The organism is Streptomyces sp. NBC_01481 (genome assembly GCF_026339995.1).
In the GTDB taxonomy this organism is placed as follows: Bacteria; Actinomycetota; Actinomycetes; order Streptomycetales; family Streptomycetaceae; genus Streptomyces.
Window position 1 is genome coordinate 273,534 of sequence record NZ_JAPEPT010000002.1, and the last position, 19,993, is coordinate 293,526.

20 protein-coding genes and 2 pseudogenes are annotated in these 19,993 nt (G+C 71.2%); 7 read left to right on the forward strand and 15 right to left on the reverse strand.

Annotated elements, in window-relative coordinates; translation table 11 throughout:
- Positions 1-310 precede the first annotated feature (310 nt).
- The 5 genes from OOK40_RS11700 to OOK40_RS11720 are packed head-to-tail and all read right to left on the reverse strand — an operon-like array spanning position 311 to position 5,772.
- Positions 311-1,108 carry a type III pantothenate kinase gene (locus tag OOK40_RS11700; RefSeq protein ID WP_266479662.1) on the reverse strand — a complete coding sequence of 266 codons (798 nt, stop codon included), beginning with the start codon at positions 1,106-1,108 and terminating at the stop codon, positions 311-313.
- Positions 1,108-2,136, reverse strand: coding sequence for a carboxylating nicotinate-nucleotide diphosphorylase (gene nadC, locus OOK40_RS11705; protein ID WP_266479665.1), 1,029 nt, complete (start codon positions 2,134-2,136; stop codon positions 1,108-1,110). The genes OOK40_RS11700 and nadC overlap by 1 nt, the downstream gene beginning before the upstream one ends.
- A complete protein-coding gene (locus OOK40_RS11710; RefSeq protein WP_266479667.1) occupies positions 2,133-3,848 on the reverse strand; it encodes an L-aspartate oxidase in 1,716 nt (571 codons plus the stop codon). Before OOK40_RS11710 ends, nadC begins: the two co-directional genes overlap by 4 nt.
- A complete protein-coding gene (gene panC, locus OOK40_RS11715; protein ID WP_266479669.1) occupies positions 3,845-4,855 on the reverse strand; it encodes a pantoate--beta-alanine ligase in 1,011 nt (336 codons plus the stop codon). The genes OOK40_RS11710 and panC overlap by 4 nt, the downstream gene beginning before the upstream one ends.
- Positions 4,852-5,772 carry a Rossmann-like and DUF2520 domain-containing protein gene (locus OOK40_RS11720; protein WP_266479672.1) on the reverse strand — a complete coding sequence of 307 codons (921 nt, stop codon included), beginning with the start codon at positions 5,770-5,772 and terminating at the stop codon, positions 4,852-4,854. The genes panC and OOK40_RS11720 overlap by 4 nt, the downstream gene beginning before the upstream one ends.
- Positions 5,773-5,911: 139 nt before the next feature.
- Between OOK40_RS11720 and OOK40_RS11725 the strand changes: the two genes are divergently transcribed.
- From OOK40_RS11725 to OOK40_RS11740, 4 genes and pseudogenes are all read left to right on the forward strand, one after another.
- A complete protein-coding gene (locus OOK40_RS11725; protein ID WP_266479675.1) occupies positions 5,912-7,054 on the forward strand; it encodes a low specificity L-threonine aldolase in 1,143 nt (380 codons plus the stop codon).
- Between the two features lie 13 nt (positions 7,055-7,067).
- A pseudogene (locus tag OOK40_RS11730) lies at positions 7,068-7,409 on the forward strand (metalloregulator ArsR/SmtB family transcription factor); the annotation flags it as partial.
- Between the two features lie 128 nt (positions 7,410-7,537).
- Positions 7,538-7,789, forward strand: coding sequence for a hypothetical protein (locus OOK40_RS11735; RefSeq protein WP_266479677.1), 252 nt, complete (start codon positions 7,538-7,540; stop codon positions 7,787-7,789).
- An 11-nt stretch (positions 7,790-7,800) separates the two neighbouring features.
- The gene (locus tag OOK40_RS11740; protein ID WP_266479680.1) at positions 7,801-8,994 is read left to right on the forward strand and encodes a flotillin family protein; all 1,194 of its coding nucleotides are present in this window, start codon (positions 7,801-7,803) and stop codon (positions 8,992-8,994) included.
- A gap of 81 nt (positions 8,995-9,075) precedes the next feature.
- Here the strand turns inward: OOK40_RS11740 and OOK40_RS11745 are convergent.
- The 3 genes and pseudogenes from OOK40_RS11745 to OOK40_RS11755 all read right to left on the reverse strand — a co-directional run.
- A pseudogene (locus tag OOK40_RS11745) lies at positions 9,076-9,351 on the reverse strand (ATP-binding protein); the annotation flags it as partial.
- A gap of 51 nt (positions 9,352-9,402) precedes the next feature.
- The gene (locus OOK40_RS11750; RefSeq protein ID WP_266479688.1) at positions 9,403-10,080 is read right to left on the reverse strand and encodes a response regulator transcription factor; all 678 of its coding nucleotides are present in this window, start codon (positions 10,078-10,080) and stop codon (positions 9,403-9,405) included.
- Between the two features lie 33 nt (positions 10,081-10,113).
- Entirely contained in the window at positions 10,114-11,313 is a 1,200-nt protein-coding gene (locus OOK40_RS11755) for a sensor histidine kinase (RefSeq protein ID WP_266479694.1), read from the reverse strand.
- A 99-nt stretch (positions 11,314-11,412) separates the two neighbouring features.
- Here OOK40_RS11755 and OOK40_RS11760 point away from each other — a divergent pair, with 99 nt between their 5' ends.
- Both OOK40_RS11760 and OOK40_RS11765 read left to right on the forward strand, forming a co-directional pair.
- Positions 11,413-12,366, forward strand: a complete 954-nt coding sequence (locus OOK40_RS11760) for an SAM-dependent methyltransferase (protein WP_266481604.1) — start codon at positions 11,413-11,415, stop codon at positions 12,364-12,366.
- Between the two features lie 53 nt (positions 12,367-12,419).
- Entirely contained in the window at positions 12,420-13,562 is a 1,143-nt protein-coding gene (locus tag OOK40_RS11765; protein ID WP_266479696.1) for an NADH-quinone oxidoreductase subunit D, read from the forward strand.
- Positions 13,563-13,574: 12 nt separating this feature from the next.
- Here OOK40_RS11765 and OOK40_RS11770 read toward each other — a convergent pair whose 3' ends face one another.
- The 4 genes from OOK40_RS11770 to OOK40_RS11785 form a co-directional block, all read right to left on the reverse strand.
- On the reverse strand, positions 13,575-14,564 hold the full coding sequence (locus tag OOK40_RS11770) for a hypothetical protein (RefSeq protein WP_266479699.1): 990 nt from the start codon (positions 14,562-14,564) through the stop codon (positions 13,575-13,577).
- A gap of 106 nt (positions 14,565-14,670) precedes the next feature.
- On the reverse strand, positions 14,671-15,642 hold the full coding sequence (locus tag OOK40_RS11775; protein ID WP_266479701.1) for an ABC transporter substrate-binding protein: 972 nt from the start codon (positions 15,640-15,642) through the stop codon (positions 14,671-14,673).
- 22 nt (positions 15,643-15,664) lie between these two features.
- On the reverse strand, positions 15,665-16,333 hold the full coding sequence (locus OOK40_RS11780; RefSeq protein WP_266479704.1) for an ABC transporter permease: 669 nt from the start codon (positions 16,331-16,333) through the stop codon (positions 15,665-15,667).
- A complete protein-coding gene (locus OOK40_RS11785) occupies positions 16,333-17,061 on the reverse strand; it encodes an ABC transporter permease (RefSeq protein ID WP_266479706.1) in 729 nt (242 codons plus the stop codon). The genes OOK40_RS11780 and OOK40_RS11785 overlap by 1 nt, the downstream gene beginning before the upstream one ends.
- A 128-nt stretch (positions 17,062-17,189) precedes the next feature.
- Here OOK40_RS11785 and OOK40_RS11790 point away from each other — a divergent pair, with 128 nt between their 5' ends.
- Complete coding sequence (locus OOK40_RS11790; RefSeq protein WP_266479709.1) at positions 17,190-18,353, forward strand: ABC transporter ATP-binding protein; 1,164 nt, start codon at positions 17,190-17,192, stop codon at positions 18,351-18,353.
- A gap of 99 nt (positions 18,354-18,452) precedes the next feature.
- On the opposite strand, the gene OOK40_RS11795 is transcribed toward OOK40_RS11790, so the two are convergent.
- The 3 genes from OOK40_RS11795 to folB are packed head-to-tail and all read right to left on the reverse strand — an operon-like array spanning position 18,453 to position 19,945.
- The gene (locus tag OOK40_RS11795; protein WP_266479711.1) at positions 18,453-18,941 is read right to left on the reverse strand and encodes a DUF3180 domain-containing protein; all 489 of its coding nucleotides are present in this window, start codon (positions 18,939-18,941) and stop codon (positions 18,453-18,455) included.
- Between the two features lie 48 nt (positions 18,942-18,989).
- Positions 18,990-19,589: a 2-amino-4-hydroxy-6-hydroxymethyldihydropteridine diphosphokinase gene (gene folK, locus OOK40_RS11800; protein WP_266479713.1), complete on the reverse strand. Its 600-nt coding sequence runs from the start codon at positions 19,587-19,589 to the stop codon at positions 18,990-18,992.
- Positions 19,586-19,945, reverse strand: a complete 360-nt coding sequence (gene folB, locus OOK40_RS11805; protein ID WP_266479715.1) for a dihydroneopterin aldolase — start codon at positions 19,943-19,945, stop codon at positions 19,586-19,588. Before folB ends, folK begins: the two co-directional genes overlap by 4 nt.
- Positions 19,946-19,993 lie beyond the last annotated feature (48 nt).

Genomic DNA, 19,993 nt, shown 5'->3' on the forward strand with positions numbered 1-19,993 from the left:
GATACGTGCGACTTGGACAAAATCGGGTTAATTCCGGGAATCCGGGCGCGGCGGGGCGCCTGCGGCTGCCTGGGCGGTCCGGGGTGCGGGGGCGGGGGGTGCGCCCGCGGCTGGCTTGTCCCCGCCCCGCCCTCCCCCAGACTCCGTCCGGGGGGACCCCCAACCTCCCAGCTCCTCAAACTCCCCCAGACTTCGTCCGGGGGGACCCCCACGGGGCTGGAATGTGCGGCCTGGCCGCACATTTCAGCCCGTCCGGCGTTTGAGGACGTGCGGCCGAAGTCGCATACGGGGGTCTGGGGGCGGCCCCCGGCTACATACGCGAGACGTTCCGCTCGTACACCAACCGCAGCCCGATCAGCGTCAGCCACGGCTCGTGCTCGTCGATTGCCGACGCCTCGCCCAGGACCATCGGTGCCAGGCCGCCCGTCGCGATCACGGTGACGTCGTCCGGATCGTCGGCCAGTTCGACCTTCATGCGGCGGACCACGCCGTCGACCTGGCCCGCGAAGCCGTAGATGATGCCCGACTGCATCGCCTCGACCGTGTTCTTGCCGATCACGCTGCGCGGGCGGGCCAGTTCGATCTTGCGGAGCTGGGCACCCTTGACGCCGAGCGCCTCGACGGAGATCTCGATGCCGGGGGCGATCACACCGCCCGCGTACTCACCGCGTGCGCTGACCGCGTCGAACGTCGTCGCCGTGCCGAAGTCGACGACGATCGCCGGACCGCCGTACAGGTCGACGGCGGCGACCGCGTTGATGATGCGGTCCGTGCCGACCTCCTTGGGGTTGTCCATCAGGATCGGCACGCCGGTCTTGATGCCGGGCTCGACGAGGACCGCCGGGACGTCGCCGTAGTAGCGGCGGGTCACCTCGCGCAACTCGTGCAGGACCGAGGGGACGGTGGAGCAGATCGCGATGCCCTCGATGCCGTCGCCCAGTTCGTCGCCGAGCAGCGGATGCATGCCCATCAGGCCCTGCAGCAGGACCGCGAGTTCGTCGGCGGTGCGCCGGGCGTCGGTGGAGATGCGCCAGTGCTCGACGATCTCCTCTCCGTCGAACAGGCCGAGGACGGTGTGGGTGTTGCCGACGTCGATCGTGAGCAGCATCAGATGCCTGCCTCGCGCAGGTCGAGGCCGATGTCGAGGATCCGGGAGGAGTGCGTGAGCGCGCCCACCGCCAGGTAGTCGACGCCCGTCTCGGCATAGGCCCGGGCGGTGTCGAGGCTGAGGCGGCCGGAGGACTCCAGCAGGGCGCGGTGCGCGACGATCGCGACGGCTTCCTCGGTCTCGGCGGGGGTGAAGTTGTCCAGCAGGATCAGGTCGGCACCCGCGTCCAGGACCTCGCGGACCTGGTGGAGGGTGTCGACCTCGACCTCGATGGCGAGGTCGGGGAAGGCGTCCCGTACGGCCTTGAAGGCAGCCGCCACGCCGCCCGCGGCCACCACGTGGTTGTCCTTGACCAGCGCGGCGTCCGAGAGCGACATGCGGTGGTTGACGCCGCCGCCGCAGCGCACCGCGTACTTCTCCAGGGCGCGCAGTCCGGGCGTGGTCTTGCGGGTGTCGCGGACCTTGGCGCCGGTGCCTTCGAGCACGTCGGCCCACGCGCGCGTGGCGGTCGCGATGCCGGACAGGCGGCACAGCAGATTCAGGGCGCTGCGCTCGCCGGTGAGCAGATCGCGGGTGTTGGTGGTGACGGACAGCAGCTTCTGGCCCGCCTCGACGCGCTCGCCGTCCTCGACATGCCGCTCGACCTCGAAGGCGTCGGTGCAGACGATCGACAGGACGGCCTCGGCGATTCGCAGGCCCGCGACCGTACCGGCCTCGCGGGCGGTGAAGTCGCCGGTGGCGACGTCGTCCTGGGGGACGGTTGCCACCGTGGTGACATCCACGCCGCCGTCGAGGTCCTCGGCGAGGGCGAGGTGCGCGATGTCCTCGACCTGTACGGGATCGAGGCCCGCGTCGGCCAGCAGCTGGGCGAGGCCGGGGTCGAGGCCGCACTCCAGGTCGTCGTACCCCTCCTCGTCGCCTCCGCAGCCGCACGCGTCGCCGCAACCGCCGGTGGAGGCCGCGGCGGGTGCGCCGATCTGGATCAGCGGTACGTCCACGGGACGCGGACGTTCTTCGGGCGTGCTCACGGTTGGGGCTCCCTGGGGGCGACGGGGACGGCGGGGACGGTCGGGGCGAATGCGGTGTTCTCGGTGCGGCTGACGACGAGGGACCGGTCCGGGGCGAGGCGTACGACGAGATGGCGGCGCCACTGGGCGTCGTCGCGCTCGGGGCGGTCCTCGCGCCAGTGGCAGCCGCGGGTCTCCTCGCGCCGCAGCGCGGCGGTGGTCAGCACGCGGGCCACGCACAGAAGGTTCGAGGTCTCCCAGGACTCGACGCCGGGCTCGGCCGTCTTGGCGGCGGAGCCGTTGCGCCCCTCGACGGCGTCGCGGTGGACGGCATCGAGCGCGGCGGCAGCGGCGGTGAGGCTTTCGGCCGAGCGGAGCACGCCCGCGCCGTGCGACATGATCCGCTGGATCTCGGCGCGCGTCTCGGGGGCGATGAGCGGCAGCACGGAGGGGGTCGTCGGCGCGGCTGGCGCACCGGCGCGCAGCGGGGCCCGGGACGCGATGTCGGCGGCGATGCGCTCGGCGAAGACCAGGCCCTCCAGCAGGGAGTTGGACGCCAGCCGGTTCGCGCCGTGGACGCCCGTGCAGGCCACCTCGCCGCAGGCGTACAGGCCCGGGACGGTGGTGCGGCCGTGCAGGTCCGTGCGGACGCCGCCGGAGGCGTAGTGCGCGGCGGGCGCGACCGGGATCGGCTCGCTGACGGGGTCGATGCCGTGGGCGCGGCACGCGGCGAGAATCGTGGGGAAGCGGGAGGCCCACATCTCGGCGCCGAAGTGGCGGGCGTCGAGATACATGTGGGCTACGCCCTGCTCCTGCATCCGGCGCATGATGCCCTTGGCGACGATGTCGCGGGGCGCGAGCTCGGCCAGTTCGTGCTGTCCGAGCATGAAGCGGGTCCCGGACGCGTCGACGAGATGGGCGCCCTCGCCCCGTACCGCCTCGGAGACCAGCGGCTGCTGGCCCTCGCGGTCCGCGCCGAGGAAGAGCACCGTCGGGTGGAACTGCACGAATTCCAGGTCGCTCACCTCCGCCCCGGCTCGCAGCGCGAGCGCCACGCCGTCGCCGGTGGAGACCGCGGGGTTGGTGGTGGCGGAGAAGACCTGGCCCATGCCCCCGGTGGCCAGGACGACCGTGGGGGCGTGGACCGCGCCGACGCCGTCGTGCTGGCCCTCGCCCATGACATGCAGGGTGATACCGGCCGTACGGCCTTCGGCGTCCGTCAGCAGGTCCAGGACCAGGGCGTTCTCGATGGTCCGCAGGCCCGCGTCGCGCACCGCCTCGACCAGCGCCCGGGAGATCTCGGCGCCCGTGGCGTCGCCGCCCGCGTGCGCGATACGGCGCCGGTGATGCCCGCCCTCGCGGGTGAGCTCTATCTCGCCGGCGTCGGAGGTGTCGAAGTGCGCCCCGGTGGCGATCAGGCGGCGTACGGCGCCCGGCCCCTCGGTGACCAGGGTGCGTACCGCCTCCTCGTCGCACAGCCCCGCCCCCGCGACGAGGGTGTCGTCCAGATGCTGCTCGGGGGTGTCCCCCTCGCCGAGCGCCGCCGCGATGCCGCCCTGTGCCCAGCGCGTGGAGCCGTCGTCCAGGCGGGCCTTGGTGACCACGACCGTGCTCAGCCCCTCGGCCGCGCAGCGCAGCGCCGCGGTCAGGCCTGCGACGCCGGAGCCGACCACGACGACGTCCGCGTCGATGGCCCAGCCGGGGGCGGGAGCGTTCAGCCGTATTCCGGTCATGCGGGGGCTCCGAAGGTCAGGGGGATGTTGTCGATCAGCCGCGTGGTGCCCACCCGGGCGGCGACGGCCAGGACGGCGTCGCCGGTGTGGTCGTCGGGGACGTCGGTGAAGTCGGCCGGGTCGATGAGGGCCAGATAGTCCAGTACGAGCGGGGGCTTGGCCCTGGCCGCCTCGTCGAGGACGGCGCGGGCGGCGGCCCGTACGGCATCGGCGCCGCCCGGTCCCGCCTGCGCCACCGCGTGCGCGTCGGCAGCGGCGCGGGCCTCGCCGAGCTTGGAGAGCGCGGCTGCCCGGGACTGCGACGCGGGCTGCGACCGGGCACGCGCGCGCAGCGCCTGCTGGGCGGTGAGCCGGTCGCGGGCCGCGAACAGCGCCCCCGACAGCGCGAGGGCGGTGCGGCGCTCCTCGGCTGAGAGATAGCGGTTACGGCTGGACAGGGCGAGGCCGTCCGGCTCCCGCACCGTCGGTACGCCGACGATCTCGACCGGGAAGTTCAGATCGCGGGCCATCCGGCGGATCAGGGCCAGCTGCTGCGCGTCCTTCTGCCCGAAGAAGGCAGCATCGGGGCGGGTGAGGTTGAGCAGCTTGGCGACGACGGTGAGCATGCCGTCGAAGTGGCCGGGGCGCGAGGCCCCTTCGAGCCGTTCCCCCATCGGGCCCGCGGCGATGGTGACCTGTGGCTTGCCGCCGGGGTAGACCTCGTCGGCCGAGGGGGCGAACACGACGTCCGCGCCCGCGTCTTCGGCCGTCTTGAGGTCGGCGTCGAGGGTACGGGGGTACCGGTCGAGGTCTTCGCCCGCGCCGAACTGCAGCGGGTTGACGAAGACCGTGACGACGACGAAACCCTCGCGGCCGACGTGCGCGCGGGCGGTGCGGATCAGGGTGGCGTGGCCGTCGTGGAGCGCGCCCATGGTCATCACCACGGCGGTGCGGCCGGGGACGGCGCGCAGGCCGAGGACGCGGTTCAGTTCGTCCACGGCCGGAACGAGTTCGAAACCATGGCTCATCGCTGGTCATCCTCCGCAAGAACGCCCAGCAGATCCTCCGCGAGCTCCGGCTTGAGCAGGCCGTGCGCGAGGGCGCGGTCGGCGGTGGTGCGGGCCATCGCCAGATAACCGGCGACGGTTCCCGGGGCGTGCTTGCGCAGCTCCGCGACATGGGCCGCGACGGTGCCCGCGTCGCCGCGGGCGACGGGTCCGGTCAGGGCCGCGTCACCGGAGCGCAGGGCGTTGTCCAGGGCGGCGCCGAGGAGCGGGCCGAGCATCCGGTCGGGAGCGGCCACCCCGGCCTTGCCGAGCAGTTCCATCGACTGGGCGACCAGGGTCACCAGGTGGTTCGCGCCGAGGGCGAGGGCCGCGTGGTAGAGCGGGCGGTTCTCCTCCTCGATCCACTCGGGCTCGCCGCCCATCTCGATGACGAGCGCCTCGGCGGCCAGCCGCAGCTCCTCGGGGGCGGTCACGCCGAACGAGCAGCCCGCCAGCCGCTGGACGTCCACGCTCGTCCCCGTGAACGTCATCGCGGGGTGCAGCGCGAGCGGCAGCGCACCGGCCCGCGTGGCAGGGGCCAGCACCTTCGTGCCGTAACGCCCCGAGGTGTGCACCAGCAGCTGCCCCGGGCGGACCGCGCCGGTATCGACGAGTCCTTCGACGAGCGCGGGCAGGGCGTCGTCCGGGACGGTCAGCAGCACCAGGTCGGCGCGGGCGAGTACGTCGGCGGGTGTCACCAGGGGAACGTCGGGGAGCAGAGCGGCCGCCCGCCGCACGGACGCGTCGGAGACTCCGGAGACGGCGACCGGACGGTGCCCCGCGAGCCGCAGCGACGCCGCGAGAGCGGGACCGACACGGCCCGCTCCGACAACGCCGACGCTCAGGCGGGCGGGACGGTCCCGCGGGTCGAGCGGTTCCTGTGGTGCTGTGGCATTCACGCGGCGGGGCCTTCCGTTCCAGTCCGCGGGGGGTACCGGACGATTTCCCGTCATGCTACGCCAGCGCTTGTCCACCCCTTGCGGTTGTCCACAGGCTGTGGGTCGTTCGTACGACACGGGCGTGGGCGATGATCTGTGGATGACTGAGCAGAGCGAGCAGGACCAGCGCCGGCGCAGACTTGCGGCATGGCGGGCCTGTGACCGGGTGCTGTCGCGGGGCTCGGCCGACCGCCGCGTCGGGGAGCGGCTCTCGGCTCTGGCGGCGGACGCTCGATCCGTCTACGACCTGGACGAATGGACCGACGTCTACGGCAACGGGGTCGTCGCCGAACTGGAGCAGCGGGTGGCCGAACTGCTCGGCTTCCCGGCCGCGGTGTACTTCCCGACCGGAACGATGGCGCAGCAGGTGGCACTGCGGTGCTGGGCGGGACGTACCGGGAACACGACGGTCGCGCTGCATCCCAGGGCGCACCCGGAAGTGCACGAGCGGGGCGCGTTCGGTGCGCTGAGCGGGCTGCGCACTGTCCACCCGACGAGTGAACCGCGGCTGCCCACAGAGGATGACGTACGGGACTTCGAGGAGCCCTTCGGGGCGCTGATGCTCGAACTGCCGCTGCGGGAGGCGGGGTTCGTGCTGCCGGCGTGGGACGAGCTGGTGGCCGTGGTCGAGGCGGCGCGCTCCCGCGACGCGGTGGTCCACTTCGACGGCGCGCGCCTGTGGGAGTGCGTCTCGCACTTCGGCCGCCCGCTGGAGGAGATCGCCTCGCTCGCCGACAGCGTGTACGTGTCCTTCTACAAGTCGCTCGACGCGCTCTCGGGCGCGGCACTGGCGGGCCCGGCGGACCTGATGGACGAGGCCCGCGCCTGGCGCCACCGGTACGGCGGCATGCTCTTCCAGCAGTACCCCGCCGTACTGTCGGCACTGCTCGGCCTGGAGCGCGAGCTGCCCCGGCTGCCGTCGTACGTGGCCCACGCGAAGCTCGTCGCGGCGGCGCTGCGGGAGGGTCTGGCGGCGGCGGGCGTGCCGTGGTTCCGGGTCCACCCCGGCGAGCCGCACACCCACCAGTTCCAGGTCTGGCTGGCAGGCCACGCGGAGGCGCTGAACGTGGCGTCGCTGACCCAGGCAGAGGAGACGGGCGTGACGCTGTTCCGCCACTGGTTCACGGAGGGGTGCCCGCCGGGGATCGCGGTCACTGAGGTGACGGTGGGGTCGGAGGGGCTGAAGTGGACGGGTGAGAACGTGCGGGACGCGGTGGAGGAGTTCGTACGGCGGGTGGGGTAGCTCCCCACGGGCGGTGCTGCACGCGCCCGGCTGGCGGCCCGTGATCCACTACCCGGTCGGCTCGCCCGCGCTGCCGGGACCGGCTCCCGTAAAGCTGCTGAAGCTCCGGATGGAGGCGCTGGCGCACCCCATGCGCATGCGCCTGTGCCGCAACCTCGCCCGCGCCCCGTACACGACGAGCGAGCTGGCGGACACGTACGCGATCACCGCGCCGGAGGTCTCACGGCATCTGGCCGTGCTGAAGAAGGCCGGGCTCATCTCCACCCGGCGGCGCGGCCGTTACGTACTGCACCAGCTGGACGTCACCGCCGTCGCCCGCCTCGGCAGCGACTTCCTGGAGACGGTGCTCCGCTAGTTCGGAAGTGACCGGGAGATCCACCGCCCGTCCGCCTTGTGGATCAAACTGGGCCCCGAGGACACGCCGCCGATACCAGCGGGTCTAAGGTCTGAAATCGGGGACAGAACGATGGGAGGCGGCCGCCAGTGGCACAGGACGAGGCCGTGATCGGCTGCCCCGGAGAGCTGCTCATCGGCACACGTGGAGCGGCCGGTCCCGGCGAGATCCTGGTACGGGTCAGAGGCGGATCCGAGACCTTCCTCGCCTGGTCCGAAGAACCCCTGCCGAGGGGCGCGACCGTGCTGGTGATCGGATCCCGCGGCCATCGCCAGGTGGACGTCATCGAGTGGGCCGATCCGTTGGATGCGCTGGGCGGCGGCGCCGTCGGCGCTGGTTAAGGAGACGAAGGATGTTCGGTTACCGGGTTCCGGCCCCCGACGAGGCGATGCTGATCTCGGGAGGCAGGCGGGGTCTTGGGGGTGCGCCGTTCCGTGTGGTGACAGGCCACGGCAAGTTCGTGCTCCCGATCTTCCGCAAGACGCGCTTCCTCACCCTGTCGATGTGCGAGTCCGAGGTCACCGAGACGTGTGTCACCCGGCAGGGCATCGCACTTCACGTCCGCGCCGTGATCGCTTTCAAGGTCGGCAATGACCACGAGAGCATCATCAACGCGGGCCAGCGATTCCTCTCCGACCAGGACCAGATGTCGGTGCTGACCGGGCGGATCTTCGCCGGCCACCTGCGCGCGATCATCGGCTCGATGACGGTCGAGGAGATCGTCACCGAACGGCAGAAGCTCGCGGCCGAGGTCCTGGACACCTCGAAGACCGAGATGGCCAAGATCGGTCTGATCGTGGACTCGCTGCAGATCCAGTCGATCGACGACGGCGACACCGGCTACATCGACGCCATGTCGGCCCCGCACAAGGCGGCCATCCAGCGGCAGGCCCAGATCGCCCAGGCCCAGGCCACCCAGGCGTCGGTCGAGGCGCAGCAGGTGGCCGCGCGGAACCAGGCCGAGTACGCGCGGCAGACCGCGGTGGTGAAGGCGGAGTACTCCGCGGAGGTGGAGCGCGCACAGGCCAAGGCGGCGCAGGCCGGGCCGCTGGCGAAGGCGCACGCACAGCAGGAGGTGCTCGCCGCGCAGACCGAGCTGGCCCAGCGGGCGGCCCAGCTCCGCCAGCAGGAGCTGATGGCCGAGATCGTCAAGCCGGCCGAGGCCGAGGCCGAGCGGATCAGGGTGCTGGCCGTGGCCGAGGCGGAGCGGATGAAGATCCAGGCCGAGGCCGCCGCCTCGTACGACCGGGTGGCGCTGGACCGGATGCTGATCGACCAGCTGCCGCAGATCGTGAAGGAGGCGGCGGGCGGCCTCGCGGGGGCCAACGTCAATGTGCTCAACGGCGCCGACGGCCTCGGCGAGATCGCGGCGGGCCTGGTCGGCCAGGGGCTGACGATCCTGGACTCGGTCAGGCAGAACCTGAGCGGTTCCGATCAGCGCGCGGAGAAGCCGGAGAAGGCCGACGGCAGGCTCGGGCTTCCGGGACGCCTGTCGGCGCCCGACAAGGGCACGGACACGAAGGACGGCCCGGTCGTCATCGACTAGGGCCTGCCGTTTGGATCATGCTCTGGGGCGCCCTGTCCGGCCGATCAGGCGCGAGCGCGGCAAGATCGGCCGGACGGGACCTCAATCGGAGCGGATGTGCCGCAGGCCGATCCGGATGCGGCGCAGCCGGTGCCGCAACGCCCCGTCCGTGTTGGGTTCCAGCGTCAGCCCCGCCGACTCCGCGATCCGGTCCGCCACCTGAGGCACGCTCACCCGGTCGGTGTGGACGTGCTCGGCGAACTGCGGCCCGCGCAGACGCTCCAGACACAGGTCCAGCCGCCGCACGGCGAAGCTCTCGCGCCTGAGTCCACGGCCAAGCCCCCGCTCGGTCAGCCGCCGCAGCACGGTCTCGCGTTGGTCCGGGTCTTGCCGCCGTCGAACGGGCCGTTGATCCAGAGCAGCATCCCGTCAGAACGCCTGTCCGCCGCCCGCCCGCACCAGGCCGGTCTCGTACGCCAGCACCACCACCTGGACCCGGTCCCTCAGGCCCAGCTTGGTGAGAATGCGGCCCACATGGGTCTTGACCGTGGCTTCGGAGAGCACCAGACGCGCGGCGATCTCGCCGTTGGACAGTCCCTGCGCGACCAGCATCATCACCTCACGCTCGCGCTCGGTGAGCCGCTCCAGCTCCTTGTGCTGCGGCTCGTTCACGCTGCTCGGCAGCATCGGCGAGAAGCGGTCGAGCAGCCGGCGGGTCGTGGACGGCGCGACCACAGCGTCGCCGCTGTGCACCGAGCGGATCGCGCTGAGCAGTTCGGCGGGCGGCACGTCCTTGAGCATGAAGCCGCTGGCGCCCGCCTTCAGCCCGGAGAAGGCGTACTCGTCCAGGTCGAAGGTGGTCAGGATCAGCACCTTGGGCGCCGTCGGCTCGGCGCAGATCCGGCGCGTCGCCTCGACCCCGTCCAGCCTCGGCATGCGTACGTCCATCAGCACCACGTCCACGGCCGTGGAGCGGAGGTTCTCGATCGCCTCCGCGCCGTCGCCGGCCTCCGCGACGACCTCCATGTCCGGCTGGGCGGCGAGCACCATGCGGAATCCGGTGCGCAGCAGCACCTGATCGTCGACGAGCATCACGCGGATGGACATGTCAGTCGGTTCCTCGGTCTCTTGTGGGCGGGCCTAGTGGGCGGGCTTGAGGGGAAGCAGTGCGCTGATACGGAAGCCTCCGCCGGGCCGCGGCCCCGCGTCGAGCGTGCCGCCGACCATACCGACGCGCTCGCGCATGCCGATCATGCCGTGGCCCTTTCCGTCGGCTCCGCCGTCCTCGTACAGCTCGTGCGCCGAACCGCGGCCGTCGTCCTCCACCAGCAGGCCGAGGCCGTCGTCGAAGTAGACCAGCCGCACACTGGCTCCGGCTTCGGGGCCGCCGTGCTTGCGGGTATTGGTCAGCGCCTCCTGGACGATGCGGTACGCCGTGAGCTCGACGCCGCTCGGCAGTGGCCGCGGTGTGCCCTCGATCTTGAAGTCGACGGTCAGGCCCGCGCGGCGCACCTGCTCGACCAGGTCCTCGATCTGCTGCACATCGGGCTGCGGGACGTACTCCCCGCTCTCGGGGGCGTCGCCGGTGCGCAGGACGCCGAGCAGCCTGCGCATCTCCGCGAGCGCCTGGCGGCCGGTGCTGGAGATGGTCTCCAGCGCCTGCTTGGCCTGGTCGGGCGCGGCATCGAGCACGTACGCGGCGCCGTCGGCCTGCACGACCATCACCGAGACGTTGTGCGCGACGACGTCGTGCAGCTCGCGGGCGATCCGCGCCCGTTCCGCCGCGACGGCGACCTTCGCCTGCGCCTCGCGCTCCTTCTCCAGCCGGGTGGCACGCTCTTCGAGCTGGGCGAAGTACGCCCGCCGGGTGCGTATCGAGTCGCCGAGCACCCAGGCGAGGGCGAAGGGCACCGTCATGACGATCGTGACGAAGATCCTGCCGCCGACGCCGCCTTCCTCCTCCGGCCAGCGCAGCTGCGCCAGGGTGGCCGCGGACATTCCTCCGGCGAGCGCGAGACGGGACGTCCAGCGCGCCCCGTCATGGGCGGCGACGGTGTAGATGATCACGAGCATCGCGAAGTCGCCCGGGTTGACGTCGACGTCGAGCGCGAGCTGGGCGGCACCCAGTAGCGCGGCGAGAATCAGCATCTTCTCCGGCATCCGGCGGCGAAGGGCCACCACCACGCTCAGCAAGAGAACGATGAATCCCGCCGACCACTGGGTCTCGACCCCGACCGGCACGTCGATCACCCACAGCATGGAGAAACCGAAGAGCACGACAGCCCAGAAGGTGTCGACGCCCGTCGGGTGTCTGCGGATGAAGTCATAGAGGCGCTGCACGTAACCCAGAGTAGGGAAAGCAGATAGGTGCAGGGGTCAACCGGAGGAGCGATCCGGGCGGCCGGGGCGTACTCCCCAAGGTGGAGACTTGTGCGCGTGATGGATGACGTGACTGATGAGACGTGTCAATGGCGGGGCTGGCGGGAAGCCGCTCAGGCCGCGCTGTACGGTCCCGGCGGCTTCTATCTGCGGCCCGAGGGACCTGCCGGGCACTTCCGTACGTCCGTGCACACCTCGCCCCTCTTCGCCTCGGCAGTGGCCCGTCTGCTGACCTCACTCGAACTCGACGACATGGCACTCGTCGACGTCGGCGCGGGCCGCGGTGAGCTCCTCACCGGCGTACTGGCCGCACTCCCCTCGAGCTTCCCGCTCCGGGCGTACGCGGTCGAACAGGCTCCCCGGCCCGCGGACCTCGACCCGCGCATCGAGTGGTGCGCCGAGCCGCCCGCCGGCGTGAGCGGACTCCTGTTCGCGAACGAATGGCTGGACAACGTCCCGGTGGACGTCGCCGAGGCCGACCCCGACGGGGTGGCGCGCTACGTCCTCGTACGCCCGGACGGCACCGAGCGCCTCGGCTCCCCCGTCGACGGCGCTGACGCGAGGTGGCTGGCGCGCTGGTGGCCGCTGACCGAGCCCGGAACGCGGGCGGAGATCGGGCGCCCGCGCGACGAGGCGTGGGCGTCGGCGGTGGGCACGCTGCGCGCGGGCCTCGCCGTCGCGGTCGACTACGCGCACTCGGCCGGGTCCCGGCCGCCGTTCGGCACGCTGACGGGCTTCCGCGCGGGCCGCGAGGTGCGCCCGGTCCCTGACGGCAACTGCGACATCACGGCGCACGTGGCCCTGGACGCCTGCGCACTGCCGGGCGCGGAACTGCGCACCCAGCGGGACGCGCTGCGCGACCTGGGCCTGACCGGCGCACGCCCACCGCTGTCCCAGGCATCGTCGAACCCGGCGGCTTACGTCCGCGCGCTGGCCTCGGCGAGCGAGGCGGCGGAACTGACGGCCCGCGGCGGCCTCGGCGACTTCGGCTGGCTGGTGCAGCGCATCCGATGACCGGGGTCCGGGGCGGAGCCCCGGGTGCTCGCCCCACAAGGGATACTGGCCGCATGACGGAGACGACGGTCGGCATCGGCGGCGCGGCGGAGAGCACTGACATGGTGCTCAACATCGGCCCCCAGCACCCCTCCACCCACGGCGTCCTCCGCCTGCGCCTCGTCCTCGACGGCGAGCGCATCCAGCACGCCGAGCCGGTCATCGGCTATATGCACCGCGGCGCCGAGAAGCTCTTCGAGGCGCGCGACTACCGCCAGATCGTCATGCTGGCCAACCGCCACGACTGGCTCTCCGCCTTCTCCAACGAGCTCGGCGTCGTCATGGCCGTCGAGCGCATGCTCGGCATGGAGGTCCCGGAGCGCGCGGTCTGGACCCGTACGCTCCTCGCCGAGCTCAACCGGGTGCTGAACCACCTGATGTTCCTCGGGTCGTATCCTCTCGAACTGGGCGGAATCACCCCGATCTTCCACGCCTTCCGCGAGCGGGAAGAGCTCCAGCACGTCATGGAGGAGGTCTCCGGCGGCCGGATGCACTACATGTTCAACCGGGTCGGCGGCCTCAAGGAGGACCTGCCGGCGGGCTGGCTGGGCCGGGCACGGCACGCGATCGCGGAGCTCAATTCGCGGATGGACGTGTACGACCGCCTCGTCCTCGGCAACGAGATCTTCCGCGGCCGTACGCGCGGCGTGGGCGTACTCCCGGCCGAGGCGGTGCACGCCTTCGGAGTGAGCGGCCCGATCGCCCGCGGGTCCGGCGTCGACTTCGATCTGCGGCGCGACGAGCCGTACCTCGCGTACGGGGAGCTGCAGGACACCCTCAAGGTCGTCACGCGCGCGGACGGCGACTGCCTGGCCCGCTTCGAGGTGCTGCTCGATCAGACGCACAACGCGCTGGAGCTGGCGGACGCCTGCCTGGACCGGATCGCGGAACTGCCGCCCGGCCCGATCAACCAGCGGCTGCCGAAGGTGCTGAAGGCTCCCGAGGGCCACACCTACGCCTGGACCGAGAACCCCCTCGGGATCAACGGCTACTACCTGGTCTCCAAGGGCGAGAAGACGCCCTACCGGCTCAAGCTGCGCTCGGCCTCGTACAACAACATCCAGGCGCTGACCGTGCTGCTGCCGGGCACGCTGGTCGCCGACATGGTCGCGATCCTGGGATCGCTGTTCTTCGTCGTCGGCGACATCGACAAGTAGGCGAGTGGCCGGTCAGCTGACCGCGTCGCGCAGCTCGACCACGTCGAGCGTCTCCGTTTCGTCGTGCGCGGTCAGGTCGATGACCTTGCCGACGGCACGGGAGTCCGCCGGATGCTCCGCGGCCAGGGCCTCCTCGCCCACGACATCGGCGAGATCCTCGTTCTGCGCGGCCTCGATCGCCGTCTGCGCGCCCGCGCCCTCGGCGGCCGTGCCGAAGAAGTCGAAGCCGCCCTCGGGGCGCTTGACGGGGCGACGCTGCGGGCCGTACGGAACGATCGCGGTGGCCGCGGGGACGGGACGACGGGCGGGAACGGCGGACGTCGGGCGGGTGTGCTGCTCTCCCCCGGCGACCGCCGCGTGCTTCCCCTGCGGCTCGTCCGCCTCACGGGACCGCTCGGCCAGATCCCGGGCGCGGGCCTCCTCGACGGTTCTCTTCGCCTCCTGGGCCGCGGCGTTGCGGGACAGCTCGTCCAGCGCCTTGTTGGCCCGCAGATAGGTCGCCGGGGTGGGCGTGGTCCCCGCCGGGGGCAGCGCCTTGACCGGGGACGCGGCTTCCAGCGCGAGCTGCCGGCGGTCCTCCAGGACACCGGCCCGGTCGGTCTCGGCCGTCGCGTAACGCCGCAGCAGGGCCGCGTGCTCACCGCGGAGCGCCGCCAGCTCGACGCGCTTGGCGCGCAGCTTCGCATCGAGCTTGGCGCGCAGCTCGCGCGATTCGTCGATGTCGGTTTCGAGTTCGGCTATGCGCTCCTCGGTCTTCCACGCGTCGCTCGCGCGGGCGCGGGTGAGCTCCGCGACGCGGCGACCCGCGGAACGGTCCCAACTGCGCATGAGGACCGCACCGGTCACTGCCGCGGCCGTCGCCGCGGTGACCAGCGAACGGAGCATGACTGGCTCGGTGAGAAACCACGCGCCGGCGGCACACAGAACCGACGCTCCGGCGACCGCCGAGGGCGGCAGCAGCCTGTGAAGGGGTGGGGAATGACGGTGGCGTCCACGTGGCATGGCCCGAAATTTACCCTGCGTAGACGCCGAATGGGGTGTCGGCCCGGCAAATCTCTCGCTCAAGAACGCCGGGCCGCACCGCCGCCACTTCCAAGGCGGCCTCTCGCTACTTCTTGAGCAGGCCCTTGGACTCGAGATATGCCTTCGCCGCGTCCTCGGGCTTCGCGCGCTCCGCGTCCACCTTGCGGTTCAGCTCGGCAAGATCCTCGGTGGTCAGCACCTTGGTGAGCTTGTCGAGTACGTCGGCTATCTCCTGGGAACCCGCGTCCTTGGCATTGACCACCGGCAGGACGTTGTCGGCGTTCTGGAGCTTCTTGTCGTCCTCGAGGAAGACCAGTCCGTCCAGCACCGCGTCCGTGGTTGTGGTCAGCACCAGCTGGTCGGCGCCGTCCTTGACCGCCTGCTTGGACTGGGGAGTGCCCACGCCCTTGGGGTCGATGCCCGCGACATCAATGCCGTACGTCTTCTTCAGTCCCGGCGCGCAGAAGGGCCGCACCTCGCACTCGTCGCCCGCCGCGATCTTCACCTTGAGCTTCGACTTCCCGAGGTCGGAAAGCGTCGTGAGCTTGTTCTTCTCGGCGAATTCCTTGCTCACCGCGAAGGCGTTCTGGTCGACGGCCGCACCGGCCGGCAGCACCTTCAGTCCGCGCGGCTCGGCAAGCTTGGTGAGAGCCGCGACGGTGGCCGCGACATCGCCGGACGCGACCGGCTTCTCGTCGGGCGCCTTCGGGCCGTTCACCTTCGCGTTGAGGAATTCGGCGATCGTCGCCGCGTATTCCGGTACGACGTCTATCTCGCCCTTCTCCAGGGACGGCTCGTACAGCTCACGGTTCTTCACCGTGGTGACCGAGGTCTTGTATCCGGCGTCGCCCAGGAGCTGTGCGTAGAGCTCGGCGAGCACCTTGGACTCGGTGAAGGACGCGGCGCCGATGACGAGCGTGCCCTTGTTGTCCGAGCCGCCGCCCGAAGCCGAGCCGCCCTTCTCCTTCTCCAGGCTGTCGCCGCCGCATGCGGCGAGAGAACCCGTCAGGGCCACCACACCGAGTACAGCACCCGCGATGCGCGAGGTCTTGATCATCAGGTTCTCCGTCCAAGTGTTGTCACACGTTCTTACGGAGGGGGTTCAGCAGCCGGTCGGCCGCGACCAGAACCCCCTCGACAAACAGCGCGAGCAGCGCCGCGAGGAGCGCGCCCGCCACCACCTGCGGGGTGTTGTACGTGTTGAATCCCGCGGTGATGATCCGGCCCAGGCCGCCCTGGCCCACCATCGAGGCGATCGTGGCCGTGGCCACCACCTGGACGGCGGCCGACCTGAGCCCGGTCATGAGCAGGGGGTAGGCGAGGGGCAGTTCGACCCGGAAGAAGAGCTGGCCGCCCGACATGCCCATCCCCCGCGCGGCCTCGACCACCGCCCGGTCCACCTCTCGCATCCCCACATAGGCGTTGGTCAGCAGCGGCGGCACGGCGAACAGCACCAGGGCGATGATCGTCGGCAGATAGCCGGCGCTGCGCAGCGGCGTGAGCATGAAGAGGGCGAGGACCGCGAAGACCGGGATCGCCCGGCCCGCGTTGGAGATGTTGACCGCGAGCGCGCCGCCCTTGCCCAGATGCCCCAGCCACAGCGCGATCGGCAGGGCGATCGCGCAGGCCAGCGCCAGGGACACCCCGCTGACGTACACATGCTCGCCCAGCCGGTGCCAGGCACCGCTCTCCCCCGACCAGTTGGAACCGGTGGTGAGCCACGTCCACGCGTCGGCGAGGACTCCCATCAGACCGCCACCTTCACCTTCGGCGCCGGCGCCGCTGCCGGTTTCGCCGTGCGTATTCGGGTCCAGGGGGTGAGCAGCCGCTGCAGGCCGAGCAGCAGCAGATCAGCGACGGCCGCGAGCAGCACACAGAGCACGGACGCGGTCAGCACCTGCGCCTTGAAGGTGGTCTGCACTCCGTCGTCGATGAGATTGCCCAGACCGCCCTTGCCGACCAGCGCCCCGACCGTCGTCAGCGCGATCGTCGAGACGGTCGCTATGCGCAGGCCCGCCATCAACGCGGGCAGCGCGAGAGGCAGTTCGACCTCCCAGAGCAGCCGCCCCGGGCCGTACCCCATCCCGCGCGCGGCTTCCCGCGCCTCGCCGGGCACCGCGTCGAGCCCCGCCATGATGTTCCGTACGAGAATGGTGAGCGAGTACAGCACCAGGCCGGTGACCACCAGCGCGGCCGACAGCCCGAAGACGGGCAGCAGCAGCGAGAACATCGCCAGCGACGGAATGGTGTAGAGCAGAGTCGTCAGCCCCAGGACCGGGCCCGCGAACCGCGGTTTGGCGCGCGCGAGCAGAGCCAGCGGAAAGGCCACGGCAAACCCGATCAGGACGGACACCACGGTGATCCAGACATGCTGGATCGTCGCGTCGGTCAACTCCTGGCTGCGGGTGCGCAGATACTCCCCGCAGATCCAGTCATTGGCTGCCAGACAGCTCTGCGCAGCCACCTGCGAACCCATGCACCCCCACCTCCCCAGCAGTGCCGAACGTATGTCTGGCGACCATATCCCTGAGCACTGACAATCGCCGAGGGCCGCCACATTGCAGCAACATGGCCTTCACACAACACCCGTCACAATGGGGAACCATGATCCGATTCGAGCACGTCACCAAGCGGTACCCGGACGGAACGACAGCGGTCGACGACCTGTCGTTCGAGGTCGCCGAGGGCGAACTGGTCACGCTCGTCGGGCCGTCCGGCTGCGGCAAGACCACCACCATGAAGATGGTCAATCGCCTGATCGAGCCGAGCAGCGGCCGGATATACCTCGACGGGGACGACATATCCGCCATCGACCCGGTCCAACTGCGCCGCCGAATCGGCTATGTGATCCAGCAGGTCGGTCTGTTCCCCCACAAAACGGTCCTGGAGAATGTCGCGACAGTCCCGCATCTCCTCGGCTGGAAGCGCGGCAAGGGCCGCGAGCGCGCCGCCGAACTCCTTGATCTGGTGGGCCTGGACTCGTCGGTGTACGGCGACCGCTACCCCGAGCAGCTCTCCGGCGGGCAGCGCCAGCGCGTGGGCGTGGCCCGGGCACTGGCCGCCGACCCGCCCGTGCTGCTGATGGACGAGCCGTTCGGCGCGGTCGACCCGGTGGTGCGCGAGCATCTGCAGAACGAGTTCCTCAGGCTCCAGTCCCAGGTTCGCAAGACCGTGCTCTTCGTCACCCACGACATCGAGGAAGCCGTACGCCTCGGCGACCGTATCGCCGTCTACGGACAGGGGCGCATCGAGCAGTTCGACGCACCGGCCGCGGTCCTCGGCACCCCGGCCACCGACTACGTCGCGGACTTCGTCGGCGCGGACCGCGGTCTCAAGCGGCTGTCGGTCACCCCCATCGAGGAGAGCGATCTGGACCAGCCGCCCGTCGTGCGGCTCGATGACCCGCTGCCGCGCGAGATCGGCTCCCGCTGGGCCGTCGTACTGGACGGATCGGGCGACCTGCACGGCTGGATCTCCGCCGAGCAGGCGCAGCAGAAGGGCTCCGTACGCGAACACGCCCGCCGGATGGAGGCCTGGCTGCCCGTCGGCGCATCGCTCAAGCAGGCCTTCGCCACGATGCTCCAGCACGACGCGGGCTGGATCGCGGTCATCGACAAGGAGGAGACCGGACGTTTCCTCGGGGTGCTCACCCCGGCCCGGCTGCACGAGGCGCTGCGCCGCTCGATCGACGCGGACGCACAGGACATCCCACGTACGGAAGTCACGCTGGAGACGATCGAGACGGTCTCGGCCGTGACGAAGCTCTGAGGAAGGTCCGCGGGGAGCGAGGCTGGCCCAGGGAGCGAAGCTCCCCCAAGGTGCGAAGTGGCCTCAGAGAGCGAAGCCGGCCCAGGGAGCGAGGCTGCCTCAGAGAGCCGTCGGGGCCGCGCCGGTCCCGTTGTCCTCGTCCTCGGGGAGTTTGCAGACCCGCTCCAGGAAGAACGCCGCCGCGATCACGCCGATGCCCGCCACCACCGAGAAGCCCGCGTAGATCGCCTGGTCCCGGCGGGCCGGAATGTCCAGGGAGCCGAGCAGGTAGACGCCGGTACCGGCGTACATCCCCGAGACCAGCGCCGCCACCAGCGCGCTCGCCTGGCCGAAGACCACCGCTCGGGCCGCCATCAGCGGCTCCACGCCCTTCGCCCCGGGGCGGCGTTCCCGCTGGGCCCGGAGGCGGGCACGGAGGGAGAGTGCCGTCGCCGTGAGGACGACCGCGATCACCGCCAGCACGATCGGCGCGGCCAGCGGCACCTTAGGCAGGGTGCCGAAGGCCTCCCACAGGCGGGCGCCGCCCCACGACAGCACGCCCGCCGCGGCGAAGAGACCGGCCAGTACACCGAGCCGTAGTTGCTTCACCGAGAGCGCCGCCCTTCACCTGTCCTGCGTATCCGAAGAGCCTAACGACTACTCGGGGAGACGGAGTTCCAGGTCGGCCCGGGCAGCCACACCGTCCTGTGCGACGCCGGCCAGCAGCTGGGCGACCGCTCCGCGGCCGGGCAGCTGTGCCTCCGGCTCCACGTCGTGCCACGGCGCCAGCACGAACGCCCGCTCGTGGGCGCGCGGGTGGGGCAGCGTGAGCGCCGGGTCGTCGGAGACCACATCGGCGTACGCCACGATGTCGACGTCGATGGTGCGCGGACCCCAGCGCTCCTCCCGGACCCGGTCGAAGGCCTCCTCGATGGCCTGGCCGCGCTCCAGCAGGGAGGAGGGGGGAAGCGTGGTCTTGATCACGACCACCGCGTTGAAGTACGAGGGCTGGCTGCCGGGCTCGACGCCCCACGGCTCCGTCTCGTACACGGGAGAGACGGCCTTGACCCGCAGGCCCGGGGTGTCCTCGAGCGCGTCGATCGCGCCCTGCAGGGTCTCCAGGCGGTTGCCCAGGTTGGAGCCGAGTGAGATCACCGCCCGTTTCGGGTTGGACAGGGTGACATCCGCCGCGTCGACCTGTTCCACCACGGAGGCGGGCACCGGCTGCACGGTCGGGTCGCTCTGGGTCGCATTCATACTCGGCTCCGGGTGATCGTGATGGTCACGTCGTCGAAGGGCACCGTGATCGGCGCGTCCGGCTTGTGCACGACCACCTCGACCTCTTCGACGCCGTCGTGCTTTAGGCACTGCTGCGCGATCCGCTCCGCCAGCGTCTCGATCAGGTCGACGGGCTCGCCCTTGACGACCGCGACGACCTCCTCCGCGACGATGCCGTAGTGCACGGTCTTGGCCAGGTCGTCGCTGGCCGCCGCGGGGCGGGTGTCGATGCCGAGCACCAGGTCCACGATGAAGGTCTGGCCCTCCTGGCGCTCCCGGGGGAAGACGCCATGGTGCCCGCGGGCCTTGAGGCCGCGCAGCGCGACACGATCCACGCGAATCACTCCTGCTGTTGTTGGTCTTGCGGGCACACTGCCGCGTGC